Origin of the sequence: Streptomyces sp. NPDC088254, assembly GCF_044740925.1 — a bacterium.
Taxonomy (GTDB): Bacteria; Actinomycetota; Actinomycetes; order Streptomycetales; family Streptomycetaceae; genus Streptomyces.
The window spans coordinates 84,475-109,445 of record NZ_JBIURQ010000005.1 but is presented as its reverse complement, the minus strand read 5'-3'; the positions used below and the strand labels follow the sequence as shown (position 1 = coordinate 109,445).

The 24,971-nt window shown below is 72.5% G+C and carries 25 protein-coding genes and 1 pseudogene; 19 read left to right on the top strand and 7 right to left on the bottom strand.

The genetic code is table 11. The annotated features are described in order from the left end of the window. The first annotated feature begins 505 nt into the window (after positions 1-505). Entirely contained in the window at positions 506-1,954 is a 1,449-nt protein-coding gene (locus ACIOC0_RS16070; protein WP_402155618.1) for an ankyrin repeat domain-containing protein, read from the top strand. 27 nt (positions 1,955-1,981) lie between these two features. Here the strand turns inward: ACIOC0_RS16070 and ACIOC0_RS16065 are convergent, their stop codons facing one another. Beyond that, the gene (locus ACIOC0_RS16065) at positions 1,982-2,737 is read right to left on the bottom strand and encodes an HAD family hydrolase (RefSeq protein WP_402155617.1); all 756 of its coding nucleotides are present in this window, start codon (positions 2,735-2,737) and stop codon (positions 1,982-1,984) included. 447 nt (positions 2,738-3,184) lie between these two features. Here ACIOC0_RS16065 and ACIOC0_RS16060 point away from each other — a divergent pair, with 447 nt between their 5' ends. From ACIOC0_RS16060 to ACIOC0_RS15990, 15 genes are all read left to right on the top strand, one after another. Continuing rightward, entirely contained in the window at positions 3,185-4,231 is a 1,047-nt protein-coding gene (locus ACIOC0_RS16060) for a serine hydrolase (protein ID WP_402155616.1), read from the top strand. A 102-nt stretch (positions 4,232-4,333) separates the two neighbouring features. After that, positions 4,334-4,867 carry a DUF4396 domain-containing protein gene (locus ACIOC0_RS16055; RefSeq protein ID WP_402155615.1) on the top strand — a complete coding sequence of 178 codons (534 nt, stop codon included), beginning with the start codon at positions 4,334-4,336 and terminating at the stop codon, positions 4,865-4,867. Positions 4,868-4,963: 96 nt separating this feature from the next. After that, positions 4,964-5,356 carry a DUF6153 family protein gene (locus ACIOC0_RS16050; protein ID WP_402155614.1) on the top strand — a complete coding sequence of 131 codons (393 nt, stop codon included), beginning with the start codon at positions 4,964-4,966 and terminating at the stop codon, positions 5,354-5,356. 89 nt (positions 5,357-5,445) lie between these two features. Continuing rightward, complete coding sequence (locus ACIOC0_RS16045; protein ID WP_402155613.1) at positions 5,446-6,138, top strand: DUF305 domain-containing protein; 693 nt, start codon at positions 5,446-5,448, stop codon at positions 6,136-6,138. 176 nt (positions 6,139-6,314) lie between these two features. Then, a complete protein-coding gene (locus tag ACIOC0_RS16040) occupies positions 6,315-7,970 on the top strand; it encodes a PP2C family protein-serine/threonine phosphatase (RefSeq protein WP_402155612.1) in 1,656 nt (551 codons plus the stop codon). Further along, on the top strand, positions 7,967-9,076 hold the full coding sequence (locus ACIOC0_RS16035) for a B12-binding domain-containing protein (protein WP_402155611.1): 1,110 nt from the start codon (positions 7,967-7,969) through the stop codon (positions 9,074-9,076). The genes ACIOC0_RS16040 and ACIOC0_RS16035 overlap by 4 nt, the downstream gene beginning before the upstream one ends. Further along, on the top strand, positions 9,073-9,489 hold the full coding sequence (locus ACIOC0_RS16030; RefSeq protein ID WP_402155610.1) for an STAS domain-containing protein: 417 nt from the start codon (positions 9,073-9,075) through the stop codon (positions 9,487-9,489). The genes ACIOC0_RS16035 and ACIOC0_RS16030 overlap by 4 nt, the downstream gene beginning before the upstream one ends. Before the next feature lie 126 nt (positions 9,490-9,615). Then, positions 9,616-10,011 carry an STAS domain-containing protein gene (locus ACIOC0_RS16025; RefSeq protein ID WP_402155609.1) on the top strand — a complete coding sequence of 132 codons (396 nt, stop codon included), beginning with the start codon at positions 9,616-9,618 and terminating at the stop codon, positions 10,009-10,011. A 60-nt stretch (positions 10,012-10,071) separates the two neighbouring features. Further along, positions 10,072-10,461: an ATP-binding protein gene (locus ACIOC0_RS16020; protein ID WP_402155608.1), complete on the top strand. Its 390-nt coding sequence runs from the start codon at positions 10,072-10,074 to the stop codon at positions 10,459-10,461. Positions 10,462-10,542: 81 nt separating this feature from the next. Next, entirely contained in the window at positions 10,543-11,346 is an 804-nt protein-coding gene (locus tag ACIOC0_RS16015) for an alpha/beta fold hydrolase (protein ID WP_402155607.1), read from the top strand. Next, entirely contained in the window at positions 11,346-12,671 is a 1,326-nt protein-coding gene (locus ACIOC0_RS16010; protein WP_402155606.1) for a PP2C family protein-serine/threonine phosphatase, read from the top strand. Before ACIOC0_RS16015 ends, ACIOC0_RS16010 begins: the two co-directional genes overlap by 1 nt. Beyond that, positions 12,668-13,006, top strand: coding sequence for an STAS domain-containing protein (locus tag ACIOC0_RS16005; protein WP_402155605.1), 339 nt, complete (start codon positions 12,668-12,670; stop codon positions 13,004-13,006). The genes ACIOC0_RS16010 and ACIOC0_RS16005 overlap by 4 nt, the downstream gene beginning before the upstream one ends. 242 nt (positions 13,007-13,248) lie before the next feature. Then, positions 13,249-15,450 carry an RNA polymerase recycling motor ATPase HelR gene (gene helR, locus ACIOC0_RS16000; RefSeq protein WP_402155604.1) on the top strand — a complete coding sequence of 734 codons (2,202 nt, stop codon included), beginning with the start codon at positions 13,249-13,251 and terminating at the stop codon, positions 15,448-15,450. Between the two features lie 191 nt (positions 15,451-15,641). Next, complete coding sequence (locus tag ACIOC0_RS15995) at positions 15,642-16,613, top strand: ABC transporter ATP-binding protein (RefSeq protein ID WP_402155603.1); 972 nt, start codon at positions 15,642-15,644, stop codon at positions 16,611-16,613. Beyond that, positions 16,610-17,461, top strand: a complete 852-nt coding sequence (locus tag ACIOC0_RS15990) for an ABC transporter permease (RefSeq protein WP_402155602.1) — start codon at positions 16,610-16,612, stop codon at positions 17,459-17,461. Before ACIOC0_RS15995 ends, ACIOC0_RS15990 begins: the two co-directional genes overlap by 4 nt. A 156-nt stretch (positions 17,462-17,617) precedes the next feature. On the opposite strand, the gene ACIOC0_RS15985 is transcribed toward ACIOC0_RS15990, so the two are convergent. Beyond that, entirely contained in the window at positions 17,618-18,691 is a 1,074-nt protein-coding gene (locus tag ACIOC0_RS15985) for an NAD(+)/NADH kinase (RefSeq protein WP_402155601.1), read from the bottom strand. 307 nt (positions 18,692-18,998) lie between these two features. Here ACIOC0_RS15985 and ACIOC0_RS15980 point away from each other — a divergent pair, with 307 nt between their 5' ends. Continuing rightward, a complete protein-coding gene (locus tag ACIOC0_RS15980) occupies positions 18,999-19,199 on the top strand; it encodes a hypothetical protein (RefSeq protein WP_402155600.1) in 201 nt (66 codons plus the stop codon). A gap of 22 nt (positions 19,200-19,221) precedes the next feature. On the opposite strand, the gene ACIOC0_RS15975 is transcribed toward ACIOC0_RS15980, so the two are convergent. From ACIOC0_RS15975 to ACIOC0_RS15960, 4 genes and pseudogenes are all read right to left on the bottom strand, one after another. Beyond that, complete coding sequence (locus ACIOC0_RS15975) at positions 19,222-19,860, bottom strand: VOC family protein (RefSeq protein WP_402155599.1); 639 nt, start codon at positions 19,858-19,860, stop codon at positions 19,222-19,224. A 62-nt stretch (positions 19,861-19,922) separates the two neighbouring features. Next, positions 19,923-20,189: pseudogene (locus ACIOC0_RS15970) on the bottom strand (AraC family transcriptional regulator); the annotation flags it as partial. A 132-nt stretch (positions 20,190-20,321) separates the two neighbouring features. Then, the gene (locus tag ACIOC0_RS15965) at positions 20,322-20,732 is read right to left on the bottom strand and encodes a VOC family protein (RefSeq protein ID WP_351094116.1); all 411 of its coding nucleotides are present in this window, start codon (positions 20,730-20,732) and stop codon (positions 20,322-20,324) included. A gap of 90 nt (positions 20,733-20,822) precedes the next feature. Next, the gene (locus tag ACIOC0_RS15960; protein WP_402155598.1) at positions 20,823-22,439 is read right to left on the bottom strand and encodes a glycosyltransferase family 2 protein; all 1,617 of its coding nucleotides are present in this window, start codon (positions 22,437-22,439) and stop codon (positions 20,823-20,825) included. Between the two features lie 410 nt (positions 22,440-22,849). On the opposite strand from ACIOC0_RS15960, the gene ACIOC0_RS15955 reads away from it, so the two are divergent. Both ACIOC0_RS15955 and ACIOC0_RS15950 read left to right on the top strand, forming a co-directional pair. Beyond that, on the top strand, positions 22,850-23,584 hold the full coding sequence (locus ACIOC0_RS15955; RefSeq protein WP_402155597.1) for a hypothetical protein: 735 nt from the start codon (positions 22,850-22,852) through the stop codon (positions 23,582-23,584). 170 nt (positions 23,585-23,754) lie between these two features. Further along, positions 23,755-24,552, top strand: coding sequence for a DUF427 domain-containing protein (locus tag ACIOC0_RS15950; protein ID WP_402155960.1), 798 nt, complete (start codon positions 23,755-23,757; stop codon positions 24,550-24,552). On the opposite strand, the gene ACIOC0_RS15945 is transcribed toward ACIOC0_RS15950, so the two are convergent. After that, positions 24,513-24,935: a hypothetical protein gene (locus tag ACIOC0_RS15945; protein WP_402155596.1), complete on the bottom strand. Its 423-nt coding sequence runs from the start codon at positions 24,933-24,935 to the stop codon at positions 24,513-24,515. The genes ACIOC0_RS15950 and ACIOC0_RS15945 overlap by 40 nt on opposite strands. Between the last annotated feature and the right edge of the window lie 36 nt (positions 24,936-24,971).

Below are 24,971 nucleotides of genomic sequence, written 5' to 3'. Positions count from 1 at the left end.
GCGTGACTGGGCCCGTGATTCACCCGGGCGGGTGAGGGGGCATGTGTCGGCAGGGTCATCCGATGGCGCGGTGCGGCGAGTTGACGGTGAGACGTCGGCGTCGAGGGCCTGTGCGGCGACCGACGGGGTTGCTTCTGTCCCGGGCTCGGCTCACCTGCCGCCGGCAGGGCCCGTACGGACCGGGAAACGTCGGCACGGAGGTGCGCTGACAGGGGCGGGCAGCATGTTCTGGCCGCGCGTCGGGTGGACCACCTGAACACGGCCTACATGACCTGCGCGTTCCTCGGCGGCAGCGCCGGCTCCTGGCTCGGCGCCCATGCCTGCACCGGCCTGGGCTGGACCGCCGTCTGCACCCTCATCGCCCTCTCCGTGCTCCTGTCCCTGACGGCGAACCTCGGGAGCCCGGGAGAGACGGGAACCCACACCCCGACCGGGGCGTTGACCGGACGGCGACCGGGCCGGGCGGTCGGCGCCACTTGGGACGAGGGCGGGGGCAGTGCGGCGGATGGACGACGGGGAGCTCGTGACGGCGGTCAGGCGGGGCGACGCCAGGGCCGTGACACGCGCGCTGGAGGGGGGTGCGTCCCCGGACGCGGCTGCGGAGGACGGGCTGCCGGTGCTGTGCCTGGCGGTCGCCGGCTATGACACCGCCGTCGCCGAAGTGCTGGTCGAGGGCGGTGCGGATCAGGACCGCAGGCTGCCGGACGGAACGACTCCCTTGCTCCGAGCGGTCGACAGCGGTTCTCCCTCCCTGGTGGCAGCCGTGCTGGGCCGCGAGCCACGGCTGCGCCTGCCTGAGGCCGACAGAGCACAGCTGCTCGCCGTGACCCGGGACTGGTACGAGCGGGGCGCGGAAGAGGTGCTCAGGGAGAGAACGAACGCGAACGGCCCGGCGACACACGTACGGGTCATGGACGACGAGTTCGACCATGTGACCGAGCTGACGCTCGGCGGCCACAGGGTACGCGCCGGACACGGCGCGATCCTGACGGACCTCGAATGGGCCTTCCGCATCCTGACGCCCGTCGACGAGTTGGTCGCCCGGGCCGTGAGGGCGGGCGACCGGCACCATGTCGACTGGTCGTCCGTCCAGTCGGTCTTCTCGCGACGCCGCAGCAGGCAGACGTGGTCGGCCCTGACGGCGTACCGCCGTGCCCCGGCCCGCGAGGCGCGGCTCTTCGTCCTCGATGCCCTCAACATGTCCATGCTCTCCTGGCACCAGCCACCGGACTCCCATGAGCAGGAGATGACGCACCTGCTCCTGTCGTGGGCCGACGACGGGGAGGAGGACTCCGAGGTCCTCGCCGAGCTGTTGTACACCCTGAGCGAGACGATGTGTCCCGAGTCAGCTGCGGTGGGACTGCGATTCGTCGGGCACCGGGATCCGCGCGTCCGCGCCCGCGTAGCCCCCCTTCTGCTCGATCGCGGCACCGCGCGGCCTTCCCTGGACGTCGCGGCGCGGACCGCCCTCCTGACGCTCGCCGCGGACCGGGACGCGAGCGTGCGCGCCGAAGCTGGCTCGGTCTTGTGCTCGGCTCACGACAAGAGCGACACGGTCACAGCCGCCGTCGTCAAGTCGCTGAGGGATCCGGAGGCGTCGGTGCGGCGCGCCGTCGCGGACACTCTTGCGGACCTCAGGAACTGCGACGGCGGCTGCGGGGTCTGCGCGGGCCCCCCAGGGGCTGCCGCAGACGCCCTCGTCGCCCTGCTCGACGAAGAGGACTTCCTCACCCGGCTCAACGCTGCTTACGTACTCGTCCGGCGGGACGATCCGCGGGCCGGCGAGGCAATCGAACGGGTGGGACCGCCGCCCGGGCCTGGCTTCGCGATCGACCACCGTCTGTCCGCGCTCAGGACGTGGCAGCGGGAGCACGGCGAACCGTCCGCTCCCGTCGCCCTCCAGCACTCCTCGACGTCGGCGCCCGGGAGCGGGGAGGCGAGTGACCTCGTCTGACTCACCCCCGAGAAGATGCCCTGGCGGTCACTGGGCGGACGGGAGCGGGTGGGCCGGGGGATGTGTGCCCAGGGTTTCGGCCCAGGCCTGCAGGGAGGGGTCGGCGAGGGTGGGGCCGGACCAGTCGTGGTCGAGGACGGTGTGCGGGAGGGACGGTACGACCGCGACGTAGAGGCCGGCCGCCCGGGCCGCCGAGACGCCCGTCGCCGAGTCCTCGAAGGCGACGGAACGCTCCGGCCGTGCGCCGAGCGCCTCACACGCCGTCAGGTAGAGGTCCGCCGCGGGCTTGGGGCGGCTCACCTCGTCGGCGGCGAAGGTGTGCGTGAAGCAGTCGGCCAGGCCTGCCGATTGCAGTGCCCGGTCCAGCAGGTTCCGGGGGCTGTTGCTCGCGACCGCGACGGGCACCGCGGCCCGGCAGGCGCGGACCAGCTCCACCGCGCCGGGCAGCGCGGCCGCACCCCGGGCGAGTTCCGCGCTGACCCGATCGAGGAGTTCCGCGGCGAGTTCGGGGCCGGCTCCGGGCCGTCCGAAGCAGTCGGCCATCACCTCGCCCGCCCCTTCCAGGGTGCGGCCGAGGACCAGCGCCTTCTGCTCCGGACCGAAGGGGTGGCCGTGCGCGGCGAAGAGCGCCGCCTCGGCCACGGTCCAGCAGGGCTCGGTGTCGACCAGCAGGCCGTCGCAGTCGAAGACGACAGCTTCCGGGCCGGTGGGGAGCGGGCGCATGCGCGTGTCCTTCCGTCGGTGGTCGTGCACGGGGGTCCACGAGGAGTTCGTGGCGATCATGGTCGCTCACCGTACGGATGAAGCAACCGGACATCCACCTTTCTGCCCGATTCCGGGCAGCGAGGGCGTCGTTCACTGCTTTCCCGCTCGCTGACGAGTCGTTGCGCCGCACTGAGCCCATCGACCCCGCCCTCGCGCGTCGCCACGCCGTTCCACTCCCCCAAACGCCGCCCGGCGCTCACCGGCAAGAGTGGCGCGGACGGGTGTCGGCGTCCACGACCGGAGGAGTCCGCGGAGTGCCGAGGGGGTGGCGCGGGCAGGTGGGCGGAGGCGTGGAACACGGGTGCGGCGCACGGTTTCCGAGGGGGCGTCAGACGGGTTCGGTCGCAGACCTGTTGCGCCTTTCGGGGGAAACCCTTCCGGGATGCGGCGCGCCTCACCCCGGCGAAGACTGTCGGCATGCTCACCCCCTCCGGCTTCCGCCCCCTCATGCGATCGAGGTTCCCGATGACTCCGCGCCCCGCCGCCCGCCCGCCTCACGGAACGGGGCACGGCTCCGTCCCGCCCGCCGCCTGCGGCAACGGCGGCGCCCGCCCGCGCGGGGGACGGATACGCCTGGCGCTGGCCTGCTCGGCGGCCGGAGTGATACTCACGGGCTGCTTCGCCGGCGGTGACGGCGCGACCGGCGACCGGGGCGCAAGCACCTCGGCGCAGGAGCGGGCGGCCGGACGGTCGGCCCAGGGCAAGCCGTCGGCCTCGGCCTCGCCCGGCAGACACGGCCCGGCCGGGCCCGGCCGACGAAGGCCGAACCCGAGGGACGCGAACAGTGTGCTCGCCCGGTCCCTCGAGCCGGTGCGGGCGCACGGCGGCACCCAGGTGTCGGTCGCGGTACTGGAGCCCAGCACCGGCCGGCAAGCGGTGTACGGCCCGCAGACGCACATCACGGCGAGCGTGGCGAAGGTGAACATCCTGGCGGCCCTGCTGCTGTTCGCCCAGCGCGAGGGGCGGTCGCTCACCGAGTGGGAGACCACCACCGCGGCCGCGATGATCCAGAGCAGCGACAACGACTCGGCGGACGCCCTGTGGCGGCGTATCGGCGGCGCCGAGGGACTCGCCGAGGCGAACAAGACCCTGGGACTGACCTCGACCCGACCGGGGCCCGACGGCCACTGGGGTCTGACGCGGACCACTGCGGCCGATCAACTCACCCTGCTGAAAGCCGTGTTCGAGGACCGCTCACCGCTCAGCGAAGCCTCACGCCACCTGATCCAGGGATTCATGGGACGGATCGACCCCGACCAGGCCTGGGGGGTGTCCGCGGAAGGCAGCCGCTGGCAGCTCAAGAACGGCTGGCTGCAGCGCTCCCGGTCCCAGCGCTGGGCCATCAACAGCATGGGCCGGGTCAAGGCCCATGGAAGCACGTTCTACGTCGCCGTCCTCTCCCACGGCAGCCCGACCATGTCCCACGGCATCTCGGCGGTGGAACGGGCGACCCGCACGGCGGTGCACACCCTGTGCGGCACTCCCCCGCCGGTGGCGCCGATCATCGGCTGACCCGGAGACTCCGGAGCATGGGAATACCCCCTGGGGGTATCTCGTTCCGTGTGTGGAAGAACGGGTCCGAGCCACGCACGATGGATGGGAACGGGAGAAGCCATGACTCACGGCGATCACCACACCGGCACAGCGCACGACCACACGGTCCATGCCGCCGACCCACACGGCGGCGATCTCGGCGGCCACGCGAAGGGAGGCGGGGCCTCATGGAGCACGGCGGCGAAGGCGACGTCGCACTGCCTGGTCGGGTGCGCCATCGGTGAGATCCTCGGGATGGCCGTCGGCACGGCGCTGCTGTGGGGCAATGTGCCGACGATGATCCTCGCGATCGCGCTCGCGTTCGTGTTCGGCTACTCGCTCACGTTGTTCGCGGTCCGCCGGGCCGGCCTCGACCTCAGGTCGGCGATCAAGGTGGCGCTGGCCGCCGACACCGTCTCCATCACCGTCATGGAGCTGGTCGACAACGCCATCATCGCCGTCACTCCGGGGGCGATGGACGCCCAGCTCTCCGACGGCCTCTTCTGGTCGGCGCTGCTGGGCGGTTTCGCCATCGCGTTCCTGGTCACCACGCCCGTCAACAAGTGGATGATCGGCCGCGGCAAGGGCCACGCGGTCGTCCACGCCTACCACTGACGGCCACCGGATCGAACAGGCCCGCAGCGGGCCGCACGACGCCGGACGTCGATCCACCGTCAGGAATGCCGAGCCGGCTTGCGTACGATGAGCGCCATGACAGCCCGCGCGCCGCAGCGCAGCCAGCGACCGCCCCTCGGGCGATGGCGGGCGTTGCTCGTGCTCGGGCTGCTGGCGGGGCTGTTCGGCATGCACGCGCTGGCCCCCGGCGGCGGGCTCCACGAACACGCCGCGCACGCACGTGAGATGACGGTCGTCAGCGCAGGCCACGACGGCTGCTCCGGGGACTGCGGCACCGGTCACGCCCAACACGCCGACCCCACCTGCGCGTCGGGGGCGGTGAGCGGCGGGCCGGTCCTGCCGGGCCTCGTGCCCGACCCGGCGGCCGTGCCGGTACGCGTCAGCACCCTTGGCTCGTACGCGACCTCACCCCCGGACGGGGCCCGCGCGCCCCCGTCCCTGGCGGAACTCCAACTCCTGCGGATCTAGACACCGCACGGCGCCACGTCCACGGCTCTGCGACGCGGCGCTCACCGGAACGTCCTGATCACACCCTGAAGCACAGCAGGAGTACCAGCATGCGCACCACCCGTACCACCCTCACCCGTCGCGCCGCCGTCGCGGCCGCGTCCGTCACCGCCGCCCTCGTCCTCGCCGCGTGCGGGAGCGACAGCGGGGGCCACAGCAGTGGGCACGGCGGCGGCCACGACTCCGCGTCGTCGGCGCCGTCCGCGAGCTCCTCGTCCTCGGCGGGCGCCGACGCCGCGGCCGGCGCGCACAACGACCAGGACGTGGCCTTCGCGCAGGGCATGATCCCGCACCACCGGCAGGCCCTGGAGATGGCCCGTCTGACCGCCGGCCGGGCGTCCTCCGCTCAGGTCAAGGACCTCGCCGCCCGGGTGGAGAAGGCACAGGACCCGGAGATCAGGACCATGACCGGCTGGCTGAGGTCCTGGGGGCAGGAGGCTCCCAGCGGCGCCGGCTCGATGCCGGGCATGGACCACTCGGGGCAGGGCGGGACGTCCGGAGGCCATGACATGCCCGGGATGATGGACGGCAAGGACATGGACCGGCTGGAGAAGGCGTCCGGCGCGGACTTCGACACCATGTTCCTGACCCTGATGATCGAGCATCACGAGGGCGCCGTGCAGATGGCCGCCACCCAGAAGGAGAAGGGCGTCCACGGACCCGCCAAGGCCATGGCCGACGACATCGTCACCGGCCAGACCGCGGAGATCGCCGAGATGAAGAAGCTCCTCGGCCAGGGCTGACACCCGGTGAGAGGGAGGGGCCGGTGGAACCGGCCCCGGCCCCTCCCTGCCCGCCCCATGTGACCGATTCGTGAAGAACCGGGAGGCCGGTTGATGCGCCGGTCCGTTGTGCGAGAGGGTGGGGCATTCCTCCAGTGGGAAGGTGACCGGCCCCGCCGAGTGCGGGGCCGATGATCATGACGAGTGTGGATGGCTCCTCGCGCACGGCGCAGGGCCTGTTGTCCTCCGTGGGCGCTTCGTGGATGCGGGCGCCCTATCCGGCGTTGGTCGCCGACGCGAAGGGCGTCATCGTGGAGGCCAACGAACAGGCCGCCCGGCTCTTCCCGGACGCGGCCCCCGGAGCGCGGCTCGCACAGGTCGCGCCCGAGTGGCTCGTGGAGGGGCACCGCAGCGCCCTGGCCGGTGGCGAGGACACAGTGAGTGCCGTGCGCGGCCGGCACGGTCCCTGGACGCTGGAGGCGCACGCGACGCCCGGGGCGGACGGGCAGGTGGTGTGGTGGCTCGTCGACGACACCGACCGGTCGCTGGCCGAGGCGGCGCTGCGCAGCGAGCAGGAGCGCACCCGTTTCCTCGCCGAGGCGTCCAGCCGGCTGCTCGCCTCGCTGAACGTCGAGCGGTGCATGGACGTGGCGGTGGAGCTGGCGGCCGAGTATCTGGCCGACGCCGCCGTCCTGATCGCGCCCGCCTCCGGTAAGCGCCACCCGGTGGCGACCTGTGTCGGCGGCGAGGTCACGCGCCGGTCGGCGCGGATCGACCCGGCGGCCGTCCCGGGGCTGGCCGAGGCGTTGCAGGGGTTCCCGCCGGTGCCGTCGCGGTGGATCGACCCGGCCTCGCTGCCGCACTGGGTGACGCCGGACGACTTCGACGGGCCCGTGGGGTCGGTGGTGGTCACTCCGCTGCCCGGCCACGGGGTCCCCGCGGGAGCGATGATCCTGCTGCGGCGCGACGACCACGCCGCCTTCGACGCCTCCGAGGAGGTCTTCGCGCGGGTGTTCGCCGCCCGCGCGGGCGCCGCGCTGTCCGCGGCCCGTCTGTACAGGGAGCAGAGCGGCATCACTGCGACGCTCATGGCCGAGCTGCTCCCGCCGACGCTCCGGCAGGTGCACGGCGTGGAGTTCGCCGCGGGCTACCGGGCCTCGCAGGACGCCGACCGCGTCGGCGGGGACTTCTACGACGTCCATCCGGGCACCGGCCCCGGCGAGGAGACGCTGGCGGTCCTGGGCGACGTGTGCGGCAAGGGGCTGCAGGCCGCCGTGCTGACGGGGAAGATCCGCAGCACGCTGCACGCGCTGCTGCCGCTGGCCGACGATCACCAGCATCTGCTGCGCCTGCTCAACGGGGCGCTGCTCAGCAGCCACCACACCCGCTTCGCCACCCTGGTGCTGGCGTCGGTCCGGCGGCGCGGAGGCGTCACGCATCTCAGGCTGACCAGCGCCGGCCACCCCGCGCCGCTGGTCGTGCGCAACGACGGCACGGTCCGGGAGGCGCCGACCTCGGGCACGCTGATCGGCGCCCTGGCGGACGTCAGGGCGCACACCGTCGACGTCGATCTGCAGCCCGGAGAGACGTGCCTGCTGTTCACCGACGGCGTCACCGAGGCGCGGGGCGGTCCGCTGGGCGATGTGCTGTTCGGCGACGCGAGGCTGAGGGCCGCGCTCGCCGAGTGCGCCGGCATGCCCGCCGAGGCCGTCGTCGAGCGGATCCAGATGCTCACCGCGGAATGGATCGGCGACAACCGGCACGACGACATAGCGGTCCTGGCGATCACCGCGCCCCGCACCACGCATCTGACGGCGGTGGACGGACACACCCCGGGCAGGTACACGGCATGACGGACACCACCATGGTCAGGGAGGCGGGCGCGCTGCTCGCGCGGGCCCGTGAGGAGCTGTGGCGGGCGGTGTGCGAGCGGGACGAGTTCGCCGCCGGCCGGGTCGTGTTCGCCGCCCTGGACGAGGGCGCCGACGCGGAGGACGTCCTGCTGGACGTCATCGCCGCCGTGCAGCACAAGGTGGGCGCCGAGTGGGCGGCGGACCGGTTCACCGTGGCTCAGGAGCACGCCGCGACGGCGATCCACGAGCGGATCATCGCCGCCATGGCCCACCGCACCCCGGCGGCGCCGGCTTCCGCGACGGCCGCGACGGTGACCGTGGCGTGCGTGGACGGCGAGTGGCACGCGCTGCCGGCCCGGCTGCTGGCCGAGGTCCTGCGCCATCGCGGCCACCGGGTGGACTTCCTCGGCGCGCAGGTCCCCGCCCAGCATCTGATGGCACATCTGCACCGGACCGCGCCCGCCGTCGTGGCCCTGTCCTCCTCCATCCCCACCCGTCTGCCCACCGCGCACACCGCGATCACCGCCGTGCAGGCGGTCGGCATCCCGGTGCTCGCCGGTGGCGCCGCCTTCGGCGCGGACGGCCGCTACGCCCGGCTGCTGGGCGCGGACGCCTGGGCCCCCGACGCCCGCGCCGCCGCCGGCCTGCTCGCCCGCGGACTGACCCGGCCGTCGCCCGGCGCCGTCCGGCAGACCGTCGAGGACCTGCCGCATCTGAGCGACCAGGAGTACACGCTCGTGGCGCGCGGCAAGCGGCGGATGGTCCGCGGCACCCTGGCGGGGCTGGAGGAACGGCTGCCCGCGATGCGCGCCTACACCGACGCCCAGCGCGAACGCACCGCCGAGGACATCGCGCACATCGTCGACTTCCTCGCCTGCGCCCTGTACACCGACGACAGCGCGCTGTTCACCGGCTTCCTGGACTGGACGGGCGGCATCCTCGAGGCCCGGCGCGTGCCCGCCCAGGTTCTCGACCCCGGCCTCGCCCTCCTCCAGGAGGAGTTGAAGGACTTCCCCCGAGCCCTCGACTTCCTCTCCCTGGGCCGCGCCGCCCTGCGCCGGCGCGGCACCCGTCCCCCTGCCCCCGGACCCGACGACGACGTATGACCACGCCACCCGACGACACCTTCGACCTGTCCACCGCCGTGGACGCCGCCGGCGATGCCCGCATCCGCATCACCGGCGACCTGGACTGGGACAGCGCGGACGACCTCACCGAGGCGGCCCGCGCGTGTCTGCGGGCGGACCCGCCGCCGCCCCGGCTGCGGCTGGACTGCGCCGCGATGACGCTGTGCGACTCGCTCGGCCTGGCCGCCCTGCTCATGGTGCGGCGCGAGGCGACCGCGGTGGGCGCCCGGCTGCACCTGGACGACCGTCCCGCGCACCTCGAACGCCTCCTGGAGGTCACCGGCACCGCCCACGTCTTCACCGACGAGAGTGAGAGCGCGGGTGCCGCGACCGCTGACGAACCGGAGCGGACCGAGTCGGCACGGCCGCCCCGGTCGCCTCACGGCTCCTGACGGACCGGCCGGCTCGGCCCGTGACCGGCAGGGGCCGGGCCGGCGTCCGCCGGTCTGTTCGCATGATCGGGCGACAGTCCGTGCCCCGGCTTCCTCACCCGCCCGGCGTCCTGTGAGAATGCGCGAATGGACGACGAAGCCGAGATCACCGTGGACATGATCGAGAACGTGCGGATCGTACGCGTCAGCGGTGAGTTCGACGCGGACGAGGCCGACACAGCGGCCCGAAGTCTCGCCGTTCCCTCGGAGAGACCGGCGGCCTCCGCGAGATCGGCCGTCGCCACGGTGGTCGACCTCTCCGGGGTCACCTTCGCGGACTCCTCCCTGCTCCACTCGCTCCTCACCGCCCGGCAGCACCACGAGCGAGCCGGGCTGCCGTTCGTCCTCGCCGACGTGAGCCCGCTGGTACGGCGCCTGCTGGACCTGACCGACACCGCCCGCGCGTTCACCCTCACCGACTCCCTCGCGGACGCCGTGGAACTGGTGCGCGCCCACGGCGGCGGCCGGTCCCGAACGTCGTGACCGGACACCCGCCGCACGAGGACCACGCACCAGAGGGAGGGTGAGGAAGCAGTGACCACCATGGATCCCGCAGCCGGTCGGCTGCGGCAGCCGTTCACCGCCGCGACCGCCCGCGCCCGCGTACGCCGGCTCCTGGACACGCGGGCCACTCCTTCGCCCCGGACCGTCGTCGACGACGCCCTCCTGGTCGTCACCGAGCTGGTCACCAACGCCGTACGGCACGGCGGCGGCCTGGCCGGCTTCGACGCCCGCCTCGACGGCGACGTCCTCACCGTCAGCGTCACCGACGCCTCGCCCGCGCTCCCGCACACCGTGCCCCGCAGCGACCCCGCCGCCCCGGGCGGTTTCGGCTGGCCCCTCATCCAGCAGCTCAGCCGGAAGGTCACGGTCACGCCGACGACCACCGGCAAGACCATCGAGGTCGTGCTGCACGCCGACCGACGGGCGTGAGCTCCCTTCAGGACGCCGACATGCTCCGGCGGTGAGGGGGGCAGGGTTCGGCTGTCGGCGTCACCTGCGAGGATGGCTCGCATGGACATTCGGCGCAGGAACAACGTCACGGTCACGGGCAACCCCGAGGGGCCCGTGGTGGTGCTGGCGCACGGGTTCGGCTGTGACCAGAACATGTGGCGACTGACGGTGCCGGCGCTCGTCGAGGACTACCGGGTGGTGCTGTTCGACTACGTCGGCTCGGGCCGCTCCGACCTGTCCGCGTTCACCGAGGACCGGTACGCCTCGCTGAGCGGCTACGCCCGGGACGTGGTGGAGGTGTGCGAGGCCCTCGATCTGCGCGACGCGGCCTTCGTGGGGCACTCGGTCAGCGCGATGGTCGGCGTGCTGGCCGCCGGCATGGCGCCGGAGCGCATCGGGTCGCTGGTGATGGTCGCCCCCTCGCCGCGGTACATCGACGACGAGGGTTACCGGGGCGGGTTCAGCGCCGAGGACATCGACGAGCTCCTCGAGTCGCTGGAGTCGAACTACCTGGGCTGGTCGGCGGCGATGGCGCCGGTGATCATGGGCAACGGCGAGCGCCCGGAGCTGGGCGAGGAGCTGACGAACAGTTTCTGCGCCACGGACCCGGACATGGCGCGGGTCTTCGCCCGGACGACGTTCCTGTCGGACTCGCGGGACGACCTGAAGACGGTGCGGGTGCCGACGCTGGTGCTGGAGTGCGTCCAGGACGTCATCGCGCCCCGTGAGGTGGGCGCCTTCGTCCACGAGGCGATCCCCGGTTCCACGCTGGTCACCTTGGACGCGACCGGGCACTGCCCGCACCTGTCCGCGCCACATGCCACCAACGCGGCGCTCACCGGCTTCCTGGCGGAGCTGCGGTGATGTGCCGCACCGGGCAGGAGCCCGAACCGCACGGAGCCGGCGACGAGACGACCCGGCAGGCCGTCTTCGCCTCGCTGCTGGAGGACAGCGCCGAGGAGCTGTACGAGAGCGCGCCGTGCGGATATCTGTCCACGCTGATGGACGGCACGATCGCGAAGATCAACGCCACGCTGCTGAACTGGCTCGGGCTGGCGCCGGACGCCGTGGTGGGCCGGATGCGGTTCACGGACCTGCTGACCGTGGGCGGCAAGCTGTACCACGAGACGCACTTCGCCCCGTTGCTGCGCATGCGGGGGGAGATCAGCGGCATAGCCCTGGACCTCAAGCGGGCGGACGGCAGCCGTATGCCCGTCCTGGTCTCCGCGGTGGTCAAGCACGGCAGCACCGGCGAGCCGCTGCTGATCCGGACCACCGTCTTCGACGCCCGGGACCGGCGCGCCTACGAGGAGGAGCTCCTGCGCGGCCGTAAGGCGGCCGAGGAAGCGCGCAAGCAGGCGGAGGCCGACCGTGCGCGGCTCCAGGACGCCCTCGTCGTGCTCCAGCGCTCCCTGCTGCCCGCCGCGCTGCCCGAGATGCCGGGTGTGGAGACGGCCGCCTACTACCACACCGCCTCGCCCGACCGGCTCGGCGGCGACTTCTACGACGTCTTCCCCGTGGACGGCAAACGCTTCGCGTTCTTCCTCGGCGACGTGTGCGGCAAGGGGCCGCAGGCCGCCGCGGTCACCTCCCTGACCCGCTACACGCTGCGTGCCGCCGCACTGCACGACGCCGACCCCGTCTCGGCGCTGACCACCCTCAACACGGTGCTCCACGAGCGCTACACCGGCGACGACCCGCGCTACTGCACCGCCATATTCGGCGTCCTCGAACCCGACCCGGTGACCGGCGGCGTCGCTGTCCGTCTCGCCTCCGGCGGCCACCCGCCGGCCCTCGTCCTGCGCGCGGACGGCACCGCCGACTTCCTGCCCACCCCCGGTGGCGTCCTCGTCGGCGTCCTGCCGCAGGCGCGGTTCACCACCGCCACCACCACGCTCGGCGTGGGCGACACCCTCCTCCTCTACACCGACGGCATCACCGAGGCGCGCACCGGCGACCACGGCAGGCTCTACGGCGACGAGGCCCTGCGCGCCTTCGCCGCCCGCCATGCCGGCCGGCCCCCCGGAGCCGTCGTCCAGGCGCTGACCGCACTGCTGAACGAGTTCGGCGACGGCCTCGACGACGACACCGCCCTCCTCGCCCTCGGAGCCCCCGCGACGGCCCCGACCACCGACCCCGACCCCGACACCGACCCCGACCCCGACCGGACACCGAAGAGCACACGATGAGCCCGCTGAAGATCACCACTCGAGACGCCGCGACCGGTCCCGTCCTGGAGATCAGCGGCGAACTCGACTACGCCAGCGCCGCCGGACTGCGCGACCTGCTCCCCGCCCTGCCCCTGCGAGCGGGCCAGCGGCTCGTCGTGGACCTGGGCGGCATGGAGTTCTGCGACTCCAGCGGCATCAGCGCCCTGATAGCCGCCCGTAACCACGCCGAGGCCGCCCGCGCCGACATCGCCCTCGCCGCCGTCCCCGCCAACACCTTGCGCGTCCTGCGCATCGTCGGCCTGGACCAGGTGTTCTCCCTCCACCCGGACAGGGAGAGCGCCATGGGCGCTTGAGCGCGGGGTCCTTCGAAGCGGTTTCGCGAGGGGCGCCATCGCAGCTGGGCGCGAAAAAAGAAAAAGGGAAGGGAGGCTGTCGCTCCTTTCCACTCTCAACGTATAGCGCACCGGGGGGCTTGTGGCAAGGCCCCCCTCGTGGCACAGAATCTCCGGCCGAGGCCGGAACCTGCGGACACAGGGGGGCAGTTCAGTCGCGCTTCATCGCCCCCCGTCCGCGCACCAGATGCGGAGCCAGTGACGTGACACCCCCCACCACCACCAGCGCCTTCGACCTTCCCGACCGTCTCTCCACCAAGGCCGACCCCGCGCTGATCGCCGACGACGAGCGGCACTTCGCGGCGATCGCGCGAAGTCTCGAGGAGACGATCGCGGAGTTGACCGGGCGTCTCGACGCCGAACGGCGGGCGCCGGGCGGCACGGGACGGCAGGCGATGGACCGGGACGCGGAGATCCACCGGCTGACCGGTCGGCTGCGCGCCCTGCGCCGCTTCGGGCTGGACCTGTGCCTCGGGCACATGGTCGAGGCGGACGGCTCCGAGCCGGTGTACGTCGGCCGGCTCGGCCTGACCGACGCGACCACCGGGCGCCGGCTGCTGCTGGACTGGCGCTCCCCCGCCGCCGAGCCGTTCTTCGGGGCCACCCACGCCAACCCGATGGGTCTGGCGAGCCGGCGCAGGTACCGCTGGACCGGCGGCCGGATCAGCGACTACTGGGACGAGGTGTTCACCCCGGACGGGCTCGTCGGGCACGCCGCGCTCGACGACCAGTCCGCCTTCATCGCCAGTCTCGGCGCCAACCGTTCGGCGCGGATGCGGGACGTGCTGGGCACCATCCAGGCCGACCAGGACGCCGTCATCCGCGCGAGTTCGCGTGGCGCTCTCGTCGTCGACGGCGGTCCGGGGACGGGCAAGACGGTGGTCGCCCTGCACCGTTCGGCCTACCTCCTGCACTCCGACCCGCGTCTCGGCCACCGTCGGGGCGGTGTGCTGTTCGTCGGCCCGCACCGGCCCTACCTGGCCTATGTCGCCGACGTCCTGCCGAGCCTCGGCGAGGAGGGCGTGCAGACGTGCACGCTGCGGGACCTCGTCACGGAGGGCGCCGCCGCGGCCGTGGAAGCCGACCCGGAGGTGGCCCGGCTGAAGTCGTCCGCGGACCTGGTGAAGGCGATCGAGAAGGCGGTCGGGTTCTACGAGGAGCCGCCGAGCGAGGGGATGACGGTCACCACCCCCTGGTCCGACGTGCGTCTCGGGGCCGATGACTGGGCCGTGGCGTTCGCCGCGGCGGAACCCGGCGCCCCGCACAACGAGGCACGCGGCCAGGTCTGGGAGGAACTGCTCACGATCCTGGTGGACAAGCACGAGGACGAGTCCTCGGCGCGGGACGGCGAAGGAGACGTCTCGCCCGATCTGCTCCGCAGGGCGCTGCGGCAGAACAGGGAGCTGCTCACGGCGTTCAGCCGTGCGTGGCCGCTGCTCGAAGCGGCCGATCTGGTGGGCGACTTGTGGACCGTCCCCGCGTATCTGCGGATGTGCGCTCCTTGGCTGGAAGCCGACCAGGTACGGAGGTTGCAGCGGGCGGACCCGAAGGCGTGGACGGTGTCGGACCTGCCGTTGCTGGACGCGGCGCGGCAGCGGCTCGGCGACCCGGAGACGGCTCGGCGCAAACGCCGGCAGGCGGCCGTTCTCGCCGCCCAGCGCGAGCGGATGACGCAGGTCGTCGACAATCTGATCGCGGCCGTGGCCGACTCCGGCGCCGACGGCGACGACGGCGAGGGCCTGGTGACGATGCTGCGCGGCGAGGACGCGCAGGTGAGTCTCGTCGACGAGAACGAACTGTCCTACGTAGAGCCCGACTTGCTGGCCGGGCCGTTCGCGCACATCGTCGTGGACGAGGCGCAGGAACTGACCGACGCGGAGTGGCGGATGCTGATCTCGCGGTGTCCGTCGCGGAGTTTCACCATCGTCGGGGACCGGGCGCAGGCTCGGGGCGGTTTCACGGAGTCGTGGCGGGAGCGGCTGGAGCGGGTCGGGTTCAGCCGCATCGAGTCGGCCTCGCTGAGCGTCAACTACCGTACGCCGCAAGAGGTGATGGCGGAGGCGGAGCCGGTCATCCGTGCGGTGCTGCCGGACGCCAACGTGCCGACGTCCATCCGCAGCGGCGGGGTTCCCGTCGTGCACGGTTCGGTGTCCGAGCTGTCCTCGGTCCTGGACGGCTGGCTCGCCGAGCACGCCGAAGGCGTCGCCTGTGTCATCGGTGATCCCGCGTTCCGTGCGACGCCCCGCGTACGGTCGCTGACTCCCGTGCTGTCGAAGGGACTTGAGTTCGACCTGGTGGTCCTGGTCGAGCCGGAGAGGTTCGGCGACGGCGTGCGGGGAGCGGTGGACCGCTATGTCGCGATGACGCGGGCGACGCAGCGGCTGGTGGTCCTGACCGGTTCGTGAGAGCGGCGGACGGTCAGCCGCCGCTGATCCGTTCGGTAATGTGTTCGCCAAGGGGACCTGAACGACCGGTTCCGGACGCCAACGGCATTGTCCGGAGCAGCGGTTGACACGTCCTGCGACCACGGACGAGGCAGCGTGCTGCGCCGGTTCGGCCGTCCCCGGCATCGGCCACAAGACGAACGGGGACATGGATGACGACCGCTCACGCCTCGCCGGAGGCCGAGGGCAGCCCGCCGCCGGCGAGCGACACGGTCATCGAGGTGCGGGATCTGCGGATGCGCTACCGCACCCAGGACGTGCTGAAGGGGGTTTCCCTCACGGCCCGGCGCGGCGAGGTCGTCGTGCTGCTCGGACCGAACGGGGCGGGCAAGACGACCACGATCGAGATCCTCGAAGGGTTCCGGATGCGCTCGGCCGGGGACGTGAGCGTCCTCGGCTGCGATCCGGCCCGCGGGGACGAGCAGTGGCGTGCACGCCTGGGCATCGTGCTGCAGTCGTGGCGTGATCACGGCAAGTGGCAGGTGCGGGAGCTGCTGGCCCACCTCGGCTCGTACTACGCGCCGTACTCCACCGAGCTCGTCCGGCGGCCGTGGGACGTCGAGGAGCTGATCGCCGCGGTGGGGCTGACCGAGCAGGCGGGCAAGCGGGTCGGGACCCTGTCCGGCGGGCAGCGCAGGCGGCTCGACGTGGCCGTGGGCATCGTGGGCAGACCGGAGATGCTGTTCCTGGACGAGCCGACAGCCGGCCTGGACCCCGAGGCCAGGAGCGAGTTCCACGGCCTGGTGCGCGGCCTCGCGGACGAGAACACCACGATTGTGCTGACCACGCACGACCTCGCGGAGGCGGAGAAGCTCGCCGACCGCATCCTCATCCTGGCCGGCGGCCGGATCGTGGCCGACGGATCCGCCGAGGAGCTGTCGCGGCAGGCGTCGGCCGAGGCGACCGTGCGCTGGACGCGGGACGGGCGGTCCTTCGAGGAGTCGACGGCCGAGCCCACCCGTTTCGTCCGTCGGCTGTTCGAGGAGCACGGGGAGGCCATCGGCGGCCTGGAGGTGCGCCGGGCGAGCCTGGAGGACACGTACCTGACGACGGTGCGGGAGCTGGAGGCCGGCCGGGTCGCCGGCGGGCAGGCGGGGCACGCCTTCGGGGAGGAAGCACGATGAGTCCGGTGTGGTACGCGGCGAGGGTGGGGCTGCGGCGCGGCGTGACGGAGCTGCGGCAGAGCTTCACCACCGGGCAGGAGCTGTTCGGGTACGTGCTGTGGACGGTCCTGCTGATGGTGCCGCTGTTCCTGGGCAGAAACGATCCGCTGAAGGGCGCGGGCATCTCGGCCGGCGCGTTCATGCTGCCGAGCATGCTCGGGATGACGCTGGCGTTCACCGGGATGATGACCACGGCGCAGCTGCTCGCGACCGAGCGTGAGGACGGCACCCTGCTGCGGGCCAAGGCCGTGCCCAACGGCATGGTCGGCCATCTGGTCGGCAAGATCGTCATGTTGTCGGGTACGGCGCTGGCGTCCATGGCGCTCCCCTTCGCCGTGGGCGTGTTCCTCGTCGACGGGGTCGCCCCGCGCGGCGGCGGCGCGTTGCTGACGCTGCTGTGGATAGTGCCGCTGGGTCTGCTGGCCCCGCTGCCGATCGGCGCCGTCATCGGCTCGCTGGTCGCCAGCCCGCGCACCGTCGGTCTGCTGATGCTCCCGGTGATGGGCCTCATCGGGATCTCCGGGATCTACTACCCCCTGTCGAAGATGCCCGAGTGGCTGCAGATCGTCGGACAGGTCTTCCCGGTGTACTGGCTCGGCCTCGGCCTGAGGGCCGCGTTGCTGCCGGCGGCTGCGGTCGCGGCCGAGGTCGGCGACTCGTGGCGGGCCGCGGAGACGGCGGCCGCGCTGGGCGTCTGGGCGGTCGCGGGGCTGCTCCTCGCACCGTCCGTCCTGCGCAGGATGGCCCGCCGGGAGTCGGGGGCCGCGATGGCGGAACGGCACCGCAAGGCGATGCAGCGGATCGGCTGAGGCCTGTCCGGCGGTGCGGGTCGCGGGCCGGCGACAGCGCGGGGCATGTCGGAGGAGGGCGTGCCCCGTCCGGCGGGGAGAACGCGTGCATGCCCGCGATGTGCACGCCGGCACGACCCGCCGGGCAGGCCCCCGATGCCCGGCGCGGCACCGGACTCAGTGCAGCGGGGACGGGCCGTCCGGGGCGGTGAGCAGGGCGAGGTGGGCGAGGTCGCCGGGGGGCGTGGTGGTCACCGACCACAGCGGCGCCGGGGAGCCGTCGGCGACCGCGGCCGGTGCGTCGGTGAGGTTCATGCGTTCGCGCAGCCGGCCGTAGAAGTCCGTGCGCTCCAGCCGTACGGCCCGCAGCCGGCGCGGGGCGGCGTACACCCCGATCCAGTCCCCCGGGCCGAGCACGCCACGCACCTGGCCGTCGACGCTGACGGCGGCCTGCCCGGACCGTTCGAGGATGCGCAGGCCGACGGGTTCGTCGGGGGCGGTGACGACGGATCGGTCGAACGCCATGTGCGGGGCGACCGGGGTGAAGACGAGGGCTTCCGCGCGCGGCGAGACGACGGGCCCGCCGGCGGCGAAGCTGTACGCGGTGGAGCCGGTCGGCGTGGCCACGAGCAGCGCGTCGGCGGAGTAGGACGCCAGCAGCCGGCCGGAGATGTACACCCCGACGGAGACCTGGCGGTCCCTGGCGAGTTTCTCCAGCACGATGTCGTTGAGCGCGGTCACGTCGAGGGGGACGCCCCACTCGTCGTCGACCCGGCAGTCCGGGCGCACGCTCGGCGGCGGCAGCAGCGGGCCGCGGCCGTATTCCATGAGGGCCTCCATGGCCGGCGGCACCTCAAGGCGGCGCGAGGCGCGCAGGGCGAGGAGCATCCGGCGGTCGACGCCGAACCGGCCCTCGCACACCGCGTCCAGCGCGGACCGCACGCCGGCGGCCGACACCTGTGTCAGAAAGCCCACGCGCCCCAGGTCGACGCCCAGGACGAGCGCGTCGTTCTCCACGGCGAGCCGGGCGCCCCGCAGGAAGGTGCCGTCCCCGCCGAGGGTGACCACGAGGTCGGGATCGCCGGCGGCCTCGACCTCCTCGCGCGCGCCGCGCCGCGCGCCTTCCTGCCACACGTCGATGTCCGTGCACCGCACGGCGTGCTCCTCGCACCAGGCCCGGACCACACCGCCCGCCGCCACGGCCTCGGCGCGCCCGCCGTGCACGACCAGGCCGAGTCGCTTCACCGCCATGTCCGCCGCCTCCAGCCCCGGCGGCCGGCCGCCGTCACGTCCGGTCGCTCCTGCGGGATCCGTGTCCTGGTGGACGAGTGCCCCGGCGGCGTGGAGATATGGGGCGGGGCCCTCTCCGGGCGCCGTTCGAAGGACTGCGGCCGGGCCGTGACATCGTGCGGGGTTCGACATGGTGGCGGCGGGCTGGAGCGTGTACCGGGAGAGCGGCGGCCGTGTGTAGAGAACGACCCCGGAGGCACCCCGCCTGGAGCCCGGCCACACCTGCCTTCTCGCCCTGCGCCGGGAGGGCGGCGCGGGCCGATGGAGCGTGCTCGGCGAGGGCACCGCCGTGCCCTTCGACGACCGTACCGTCGGCCGGGGCGAGTGGTGCGGGCGCGTCCTCGACGAGGAGGACGTCGCCCTGGCCGAACGCTTCTCCCGCTCGGACGACCACGGCCCGGAGAAGGTGGTGCGGGGCCGCGACGAGCGGCCGGTGACCGGCGAACTCCAGCGGGCCCGGAAGGAGTGAGCGGCCCCGCCGGAGCACGTCGTCACAGCGCCGGCGCCGGCGCCGCGGCTTCCCAGGGGAAGCCGTCGGGGTCGGTGAAGGCGCCGGCCCCGGAGCCGCCGGCGAGGGTGAGGCGGTGCGAACCGCTGCCCTCGGGCGGCACTCCGGCGTCCTTGGCGAGGGCGCGGCGCCGGTAGAGGGCGAGCTTGACGGGGGCGTCCCCGGCGGCGAACTCGACGTACACACGGCCGAAGCTCCTGCCGACGGTGAAGCCCTGACCGGTGTAGAAACGCTTGCTCGCGGTCACGTCGGCGACGCCCAGCAGGAGCACGATCTCGTCGATGTCCCGGGTGGCGGGTCCGGTGTCCTTCTTCGCCGAGGTGGCGACCTTCCAGACGGCGCCGTCCGGGGCCTGTACGACGCCGCCGTAGCCCCAGAGGGACTTGGCGGCGGGCTTGAGGGCCGTGGCGCCGGCGGCGAGCGCGGAGTCGATGAGGCTGTCGACGGTGGACGGCTGGGACACGGTGAGCGACAGGGTGAAGCCCCGGAACCCTTCCGTGGGCGCCTGCGCGGCCCGCAGCCGGACCCGGGTGTCGTCCAGGCCGAAGGCGGCGGAGTAGAAGCGGGCGGCGGCCGTCACGTCGGCCACGTCGAGGGTGAGGGATGTGAGGTGGGAAGTCATGACGGTCACGCTAGGCGCGGCTGCGGTGCGGACGCTTCTCGATTCCTGACCGGTCGGGCCCGGGTGACGCCGGCGGTGCCGCGCCGCCTCAGTGCCGTCGCGCGTTCCTCGCGGCGGGCCATGAGGTACGCGTACGGCGACTTGCCGTAGGCCTGCCGGAACCGGCGGCTGAGGTGCCCGGGCGGCATGTGCGCGTCCCGGGCGAGGGCCTCCACGTCCAGGGGCCGCGCATGCTCCCGGTCGATGCGGTCGCGGACGCGGCGCAGACGGGCGAGGTCGTGGAGGTGCTGGGCGGCGATGCGTGCGGGACCCCAGGAGGGGTGACACATGGAGGCACTCCGTCTCGTCGAGGGTGTGTCGGTGGGAGGGCGAACGCGGGCACGGCGGCCGGGAGCACCGACCGCCGTGCGGGGTTCAGTTGACGCCGGCCGTGGTGGCCGGACCGATGACCGGAAGAGGGCTCAGCGGAGCTCCTGGATGCGGACGAGGTTGCCCGCGGGGTCGCGGAAGGCGCAGTCGCGGATGCCGTAGGGCTGCTCGGTCGGCTCCTGGACGACCTCGACGTCGCCGGACTGGACCTGCTCGAACGTCTTGTCGAGGTCCGGGGTGGCCAGGAGGATCCAGCCGTAGGTGCCCTTGGCCATCATCTCGGCGATGGTGCGGCGCTCGTCCTCGGTGATCCCGGGGTCGGCGGCCGGCGGCGCCAGGAGGATCGACGTGCTGGGCTGGCCGACGGGGCCGACCGTGATCCAGCGCATCTTGCCCTGGCCGACGTCGCTGCGGACCTCGAAGCCGAGGGCGTCGCGGTAGAAGGCGACGGACGCGTCCGGGTCGTCGTGCGGCAGAACGCTCGTGTGAATGGTGATGTCCATGCTCGTCAGGCTAGGCGCGGCCGCCGGCGCCCGCTTCTCGATTCCTGACCGATCCGCGCGCGGCCCGGCGGTGCGCTTCATGCCCTCCCCCTACCAGTTGATCCGGGCGCGGACCGCGCGTGCCGCTTTCCAGCCGAAGCTGAACGCGTAGGCGGACACCGCGGACGGCGCCGGCTTCAGCCGGAGGACGAGTTCTCCGTCGCGGGGACCGACACGAGCCGTGTGCAGGCGCTTCTCGGCCCCGGAGAGGGACAGCGCGTGTTCGTCGCCGCGCCGGCTGACCTTGCCGCCGAGGGCCGTTCCGAGGGCGCCGCGTGCCGTCAGTCCATGTGCGGTGCAGCGCAGCGAGAGATGCCAGTCGCCCTTGGGGAGGGGTTTGCCGCCGTCGGCGGTGGCGAGGTCGACCTGTGCGCGGAAGCAGGCCCGCCCGTAGTCGTAGGTCTCCTTGCCGCGGGCGACCGCCAGGTGCGGTGAGGGCACCTGTTCGGCGGTGACGGCGATCTCCTTGCCGCTGCGTGCGTGGCGCAGGACGATCTCGGTGCTGAGGTCGTCGGTGTCGACCTGGTCGAGGTAGGCGTACCCGGCGAGTTCGAGGACGGTGCCGTGCCAGGCGAGGCGGTCCACCCGGCGGCGCGGGCTGACGGCGAGCATCTCTGAGGTGATGTCGCAGAGTTCCGTGTGAAGGGGCGAGTCGGGGGCCGGGAACGGCGGCGACGCGTACAGCCTGCCGTGCCTCACGATCGCTTTCCCGGGGCGGCCGGCGAGCTGCCACTCCACGACCGACGTGAGTTCGTCGGTGAGTCCTTCGCGCAGACAGTGGCTGATCAGTTTCTCGTGGACCTCCATCCCGGCCGTGATGGCGGGGCTGATCCACTTCTCGGCGTAGGGGCGGGCCAGCTTGGCTAACTCTCTTCGGGTGGCGGCGTCTTCGTCCAGGAAGCGCCGGTCGAAGCGGCGTACCAGCTCGACCCTGACATGACGTCCGACCAGATGGTCGCGCAGTGGCCCCGGTTCCGTCATGCCGGTCACCAACTCGACCATTTCGTCGGCCTGTTCGAGCACCGTCTTCAGATCGAGGCCGTTCGCGGTGATGTTTCCCTCGTCGCCCCGCTGGACGACGTAGTAGCAGTCGTAGTCCCCCAGGATCGATATGACCGCGCTGTGCAGGTAGGCACGGGCGACGAAGTGCTGGTCCTCGCTGATGCGCATGTGCTCGGGGAAGCGCAGCCCGTGCTCTTCCAGCATGCTGCGCCGGAAGAGCTTGAAGGGCATGAGTGTGTAGTACACGTCGCCCTTGGACAGGTCGGCCTTGTCGACCGTCTTCGCGAACACCTGTCGGGGCACGCGCCTGCCGACGCCGATGAGTTTCGCCAGGACGACGTCGGAGCCGTTCTTCTCCGCCAGCGCGACGAGTCGTTCCAGCGCCTCGGGCCCGAGGGCGTCATCGGCGTCCACGAAGAAGACGTAGGTGCCGGTCGCGTGGTCGAGTCCGACGTTGCGCGGCCGGCTCGGGCCGCCCGACGCCTCCTGGTGGATGACCTTCACCGGTTTGCCCGCGGCCCATGCTTCGAGGACGGCGCCGCTGTCGTCGGTGCTGCCGTCGTTCACGGCGATGATTTCGAGTGCCTCCAGACCGATGGTCTGTCCGGCGACGGAGGCGAGTGTGCGCTCCAGGTAGGGCATGGCGTTGTGGACCGGAATGATCACAGAGACCGTCGGTCTGTGAGAGCTGTTCACCGAGTGGTTTCCCCCCAGTTCGGATCACTTGAGAGCCGTCACCAATTGAAGACAGAACGAAAGCGAACTGGGTTGCCCCCTGGGCGGCACAAAAGCCGACACGGTCCCCGGTGAGTGAGTCGGCACGGGTGCGTGCAACCGTTCGGGTCGATGCGCAGGGACAACGGCGCAGTCGGCGAAGGCGGGTTGTCGGTGTGTGCAGGGTCGATCGCGGGCGACAGGGATGTGACAGAGGAGAACGATTCGCTCCGGTTGTCCGTACTATCTCTACGGCAAGGCTTCGTGAGTCGACTGTCACTGCCGCCGGCGTCAGCCGGGAGGACACACATGTGCGGCAGTTCCTCATGTCCCGCCCCGAACCGGAAAGGGTTGTGTGCCTCATGTCCGAGAACACGTCCATCACCGAACTGTCCTCGCAGTACACCGCGCAGGTGGCCTCCGACCTCGAACGCAACACCAAGGAACAGGAGCGCATCGCCGGCGAGATCGCCGCGCTCAACGAGCAGTTGGCGGCGCTGCAGCGCAACCACGCGGTGCTCGTCAGCATCCAGCAGGCCATCGACGCGGTGCCCGCTCCCACGGACACCACGGAGAAGTCCGACGACGCCGTCACCGTTCCGGCTCCCCGCAAGCAGACCTCCTCCAACGCGAGGTCGTCCAAGGGTGCCAAGGCGACCAAGAGCGCCAGGGAGGCCAAGTCGGCCGAGCCCGCCGTCGGCAAGCGTTCCGGCGCGGCCAAGTCGCAGGCCAAGTCGTCGGCCAAGTCCCGTGCCGTCGCAGGCGGGAAGGCCGCTTCCGCCAAGCCCGCGGGCAAGGCCGCGCCCGCCGCGAAGACGGCGCAGCAGCCGACGCTGGTCGACCTGGTGCGCCGGCACCTCGGCGAGCAGAGCGAGCCGCGCTCGGCCGCCGAGGTCACCACGGCCCTCGCCCAGGCGCACCCGGAGCGCAGCGTCAAGACGACGGTGATCCGCACGACCCTCGAAGGGCTCGTCGCCAGGAACCACGCGCACCGCTCCAAGCAGGGGACGTCCGTGTTCTACACCGCCACCGACGGGCCCGAGGCGTCCGGGTCGTCGCAGAAGGACGCGGCCCAGGCCGTCCCCGCCGAGGCGTAGGAAGGCCTCGATCCGGCCCGGCACAGGGCGAGTTGGGGTGGGCGGCGAGGGACGCGCCGCCCCCCTGCGAATCCGACGTCCTGGGGCGTGGCGGGGGCGTCGCAAGGGCTCGATCGCCGTCGGGTCGGTAGCATTTCGGGTGATACTGCTTCCGCGTGAGGGGATCAGCGATGGCGGACGAGGGCGTCAAGCATCCGGGACTGATCGTGCCGGTGGGGCATGTCGAGCCCGTCCCCCGGCGGATCCGGGGATTCATCGGCGGGCGGGTCGCCCTCGACACCCGGCGGGCGCTGTATGTGTGGGAGTGGCCGCCCTATCCCCAGTTCAGCATCCCCGTCGAGGACATCGCCGGTGAGCTGACCGACGACGGCCATGTCGACCGGCTGGGCCCCGGCCCCGCGCGACGGCACTCCCTGCGCCTCGGGGACCAGGTGTGCGAGGGCGCGGCCTGGCTGTGGGGCGACGGCGCGCCCGAGGCCCTTCACGGCACCGCCCGCTTCCGGTGGAACGCGCTGGACGCCTGGTTCGAGGAGGACGAGCAGGTGTTCGTCCACCCCCGAAGCCCTTACTCCCGCGTCGACGCGCTGCGCTCCTCCAGCGGTGTGCGTGTGGAGCTGGACGGGGTCGTCCTCGCGGACGCGCCGCACTGCGTGAAGCTGTTCGAGACCGGCCTGCCTACCCGCTACTACCTCGACCGCACACATGTCGACTTCACCCGTCTGCGCCACTCGGACACGGTGACCCGCTGCCCGTACAAGGGCACGACGAGCGACTACTGGTCGTTCGACGGCGATGTCCTCACCCACGAGGACATCGCCTGGGCGTACGACTTCCCCACGCCCGCGGTAGCCGACATCGCGGGCATGGTGGCGTTCTACAACGAGCGCGTCGATCTGCGCGTCGACGGCACGCTCCTGCCCCGGCCCGCTCAGCAGTCGGGGACGTCGGGCAGCCGGTCGTCCGGGTAGTCGATGTAGTAACCGGCGAGCCAGCCGGTGTTGGAGTCGGTGTAGTCGTTGACGAGGACCCAGTACGGGTTGCCGCCGATGGTCTGCCCCGGCTGCTGGCAGTAGACGTAGAGCTGGTGGTGGGGCTGGACCCGCTGGCGGACGTCCGGACAGGTGCCGACGGAGGGATAGCGGCTGCAGGTCACCTGGTCGGCTTCGTTGGCCCGCAGGTTCACGTCGGTCGCCCAGGTGTGGTACATCCGGTCGGCCGCCGCGGTCCGGGGTGCCGTCGTGCGGTCGCGCGGCGGGCCCTGAAAGCCGTCGGCGGTCGCCTGTCCGGCGGCGGAGCCGGTGAGCAGGGCAGCGGTCAGCACCGCGAGTGCGGCGCGTGGGTCGAGGCGCATGAGGTCTCCCGAAGTAGTGGGCGGGCGGCGTCCACC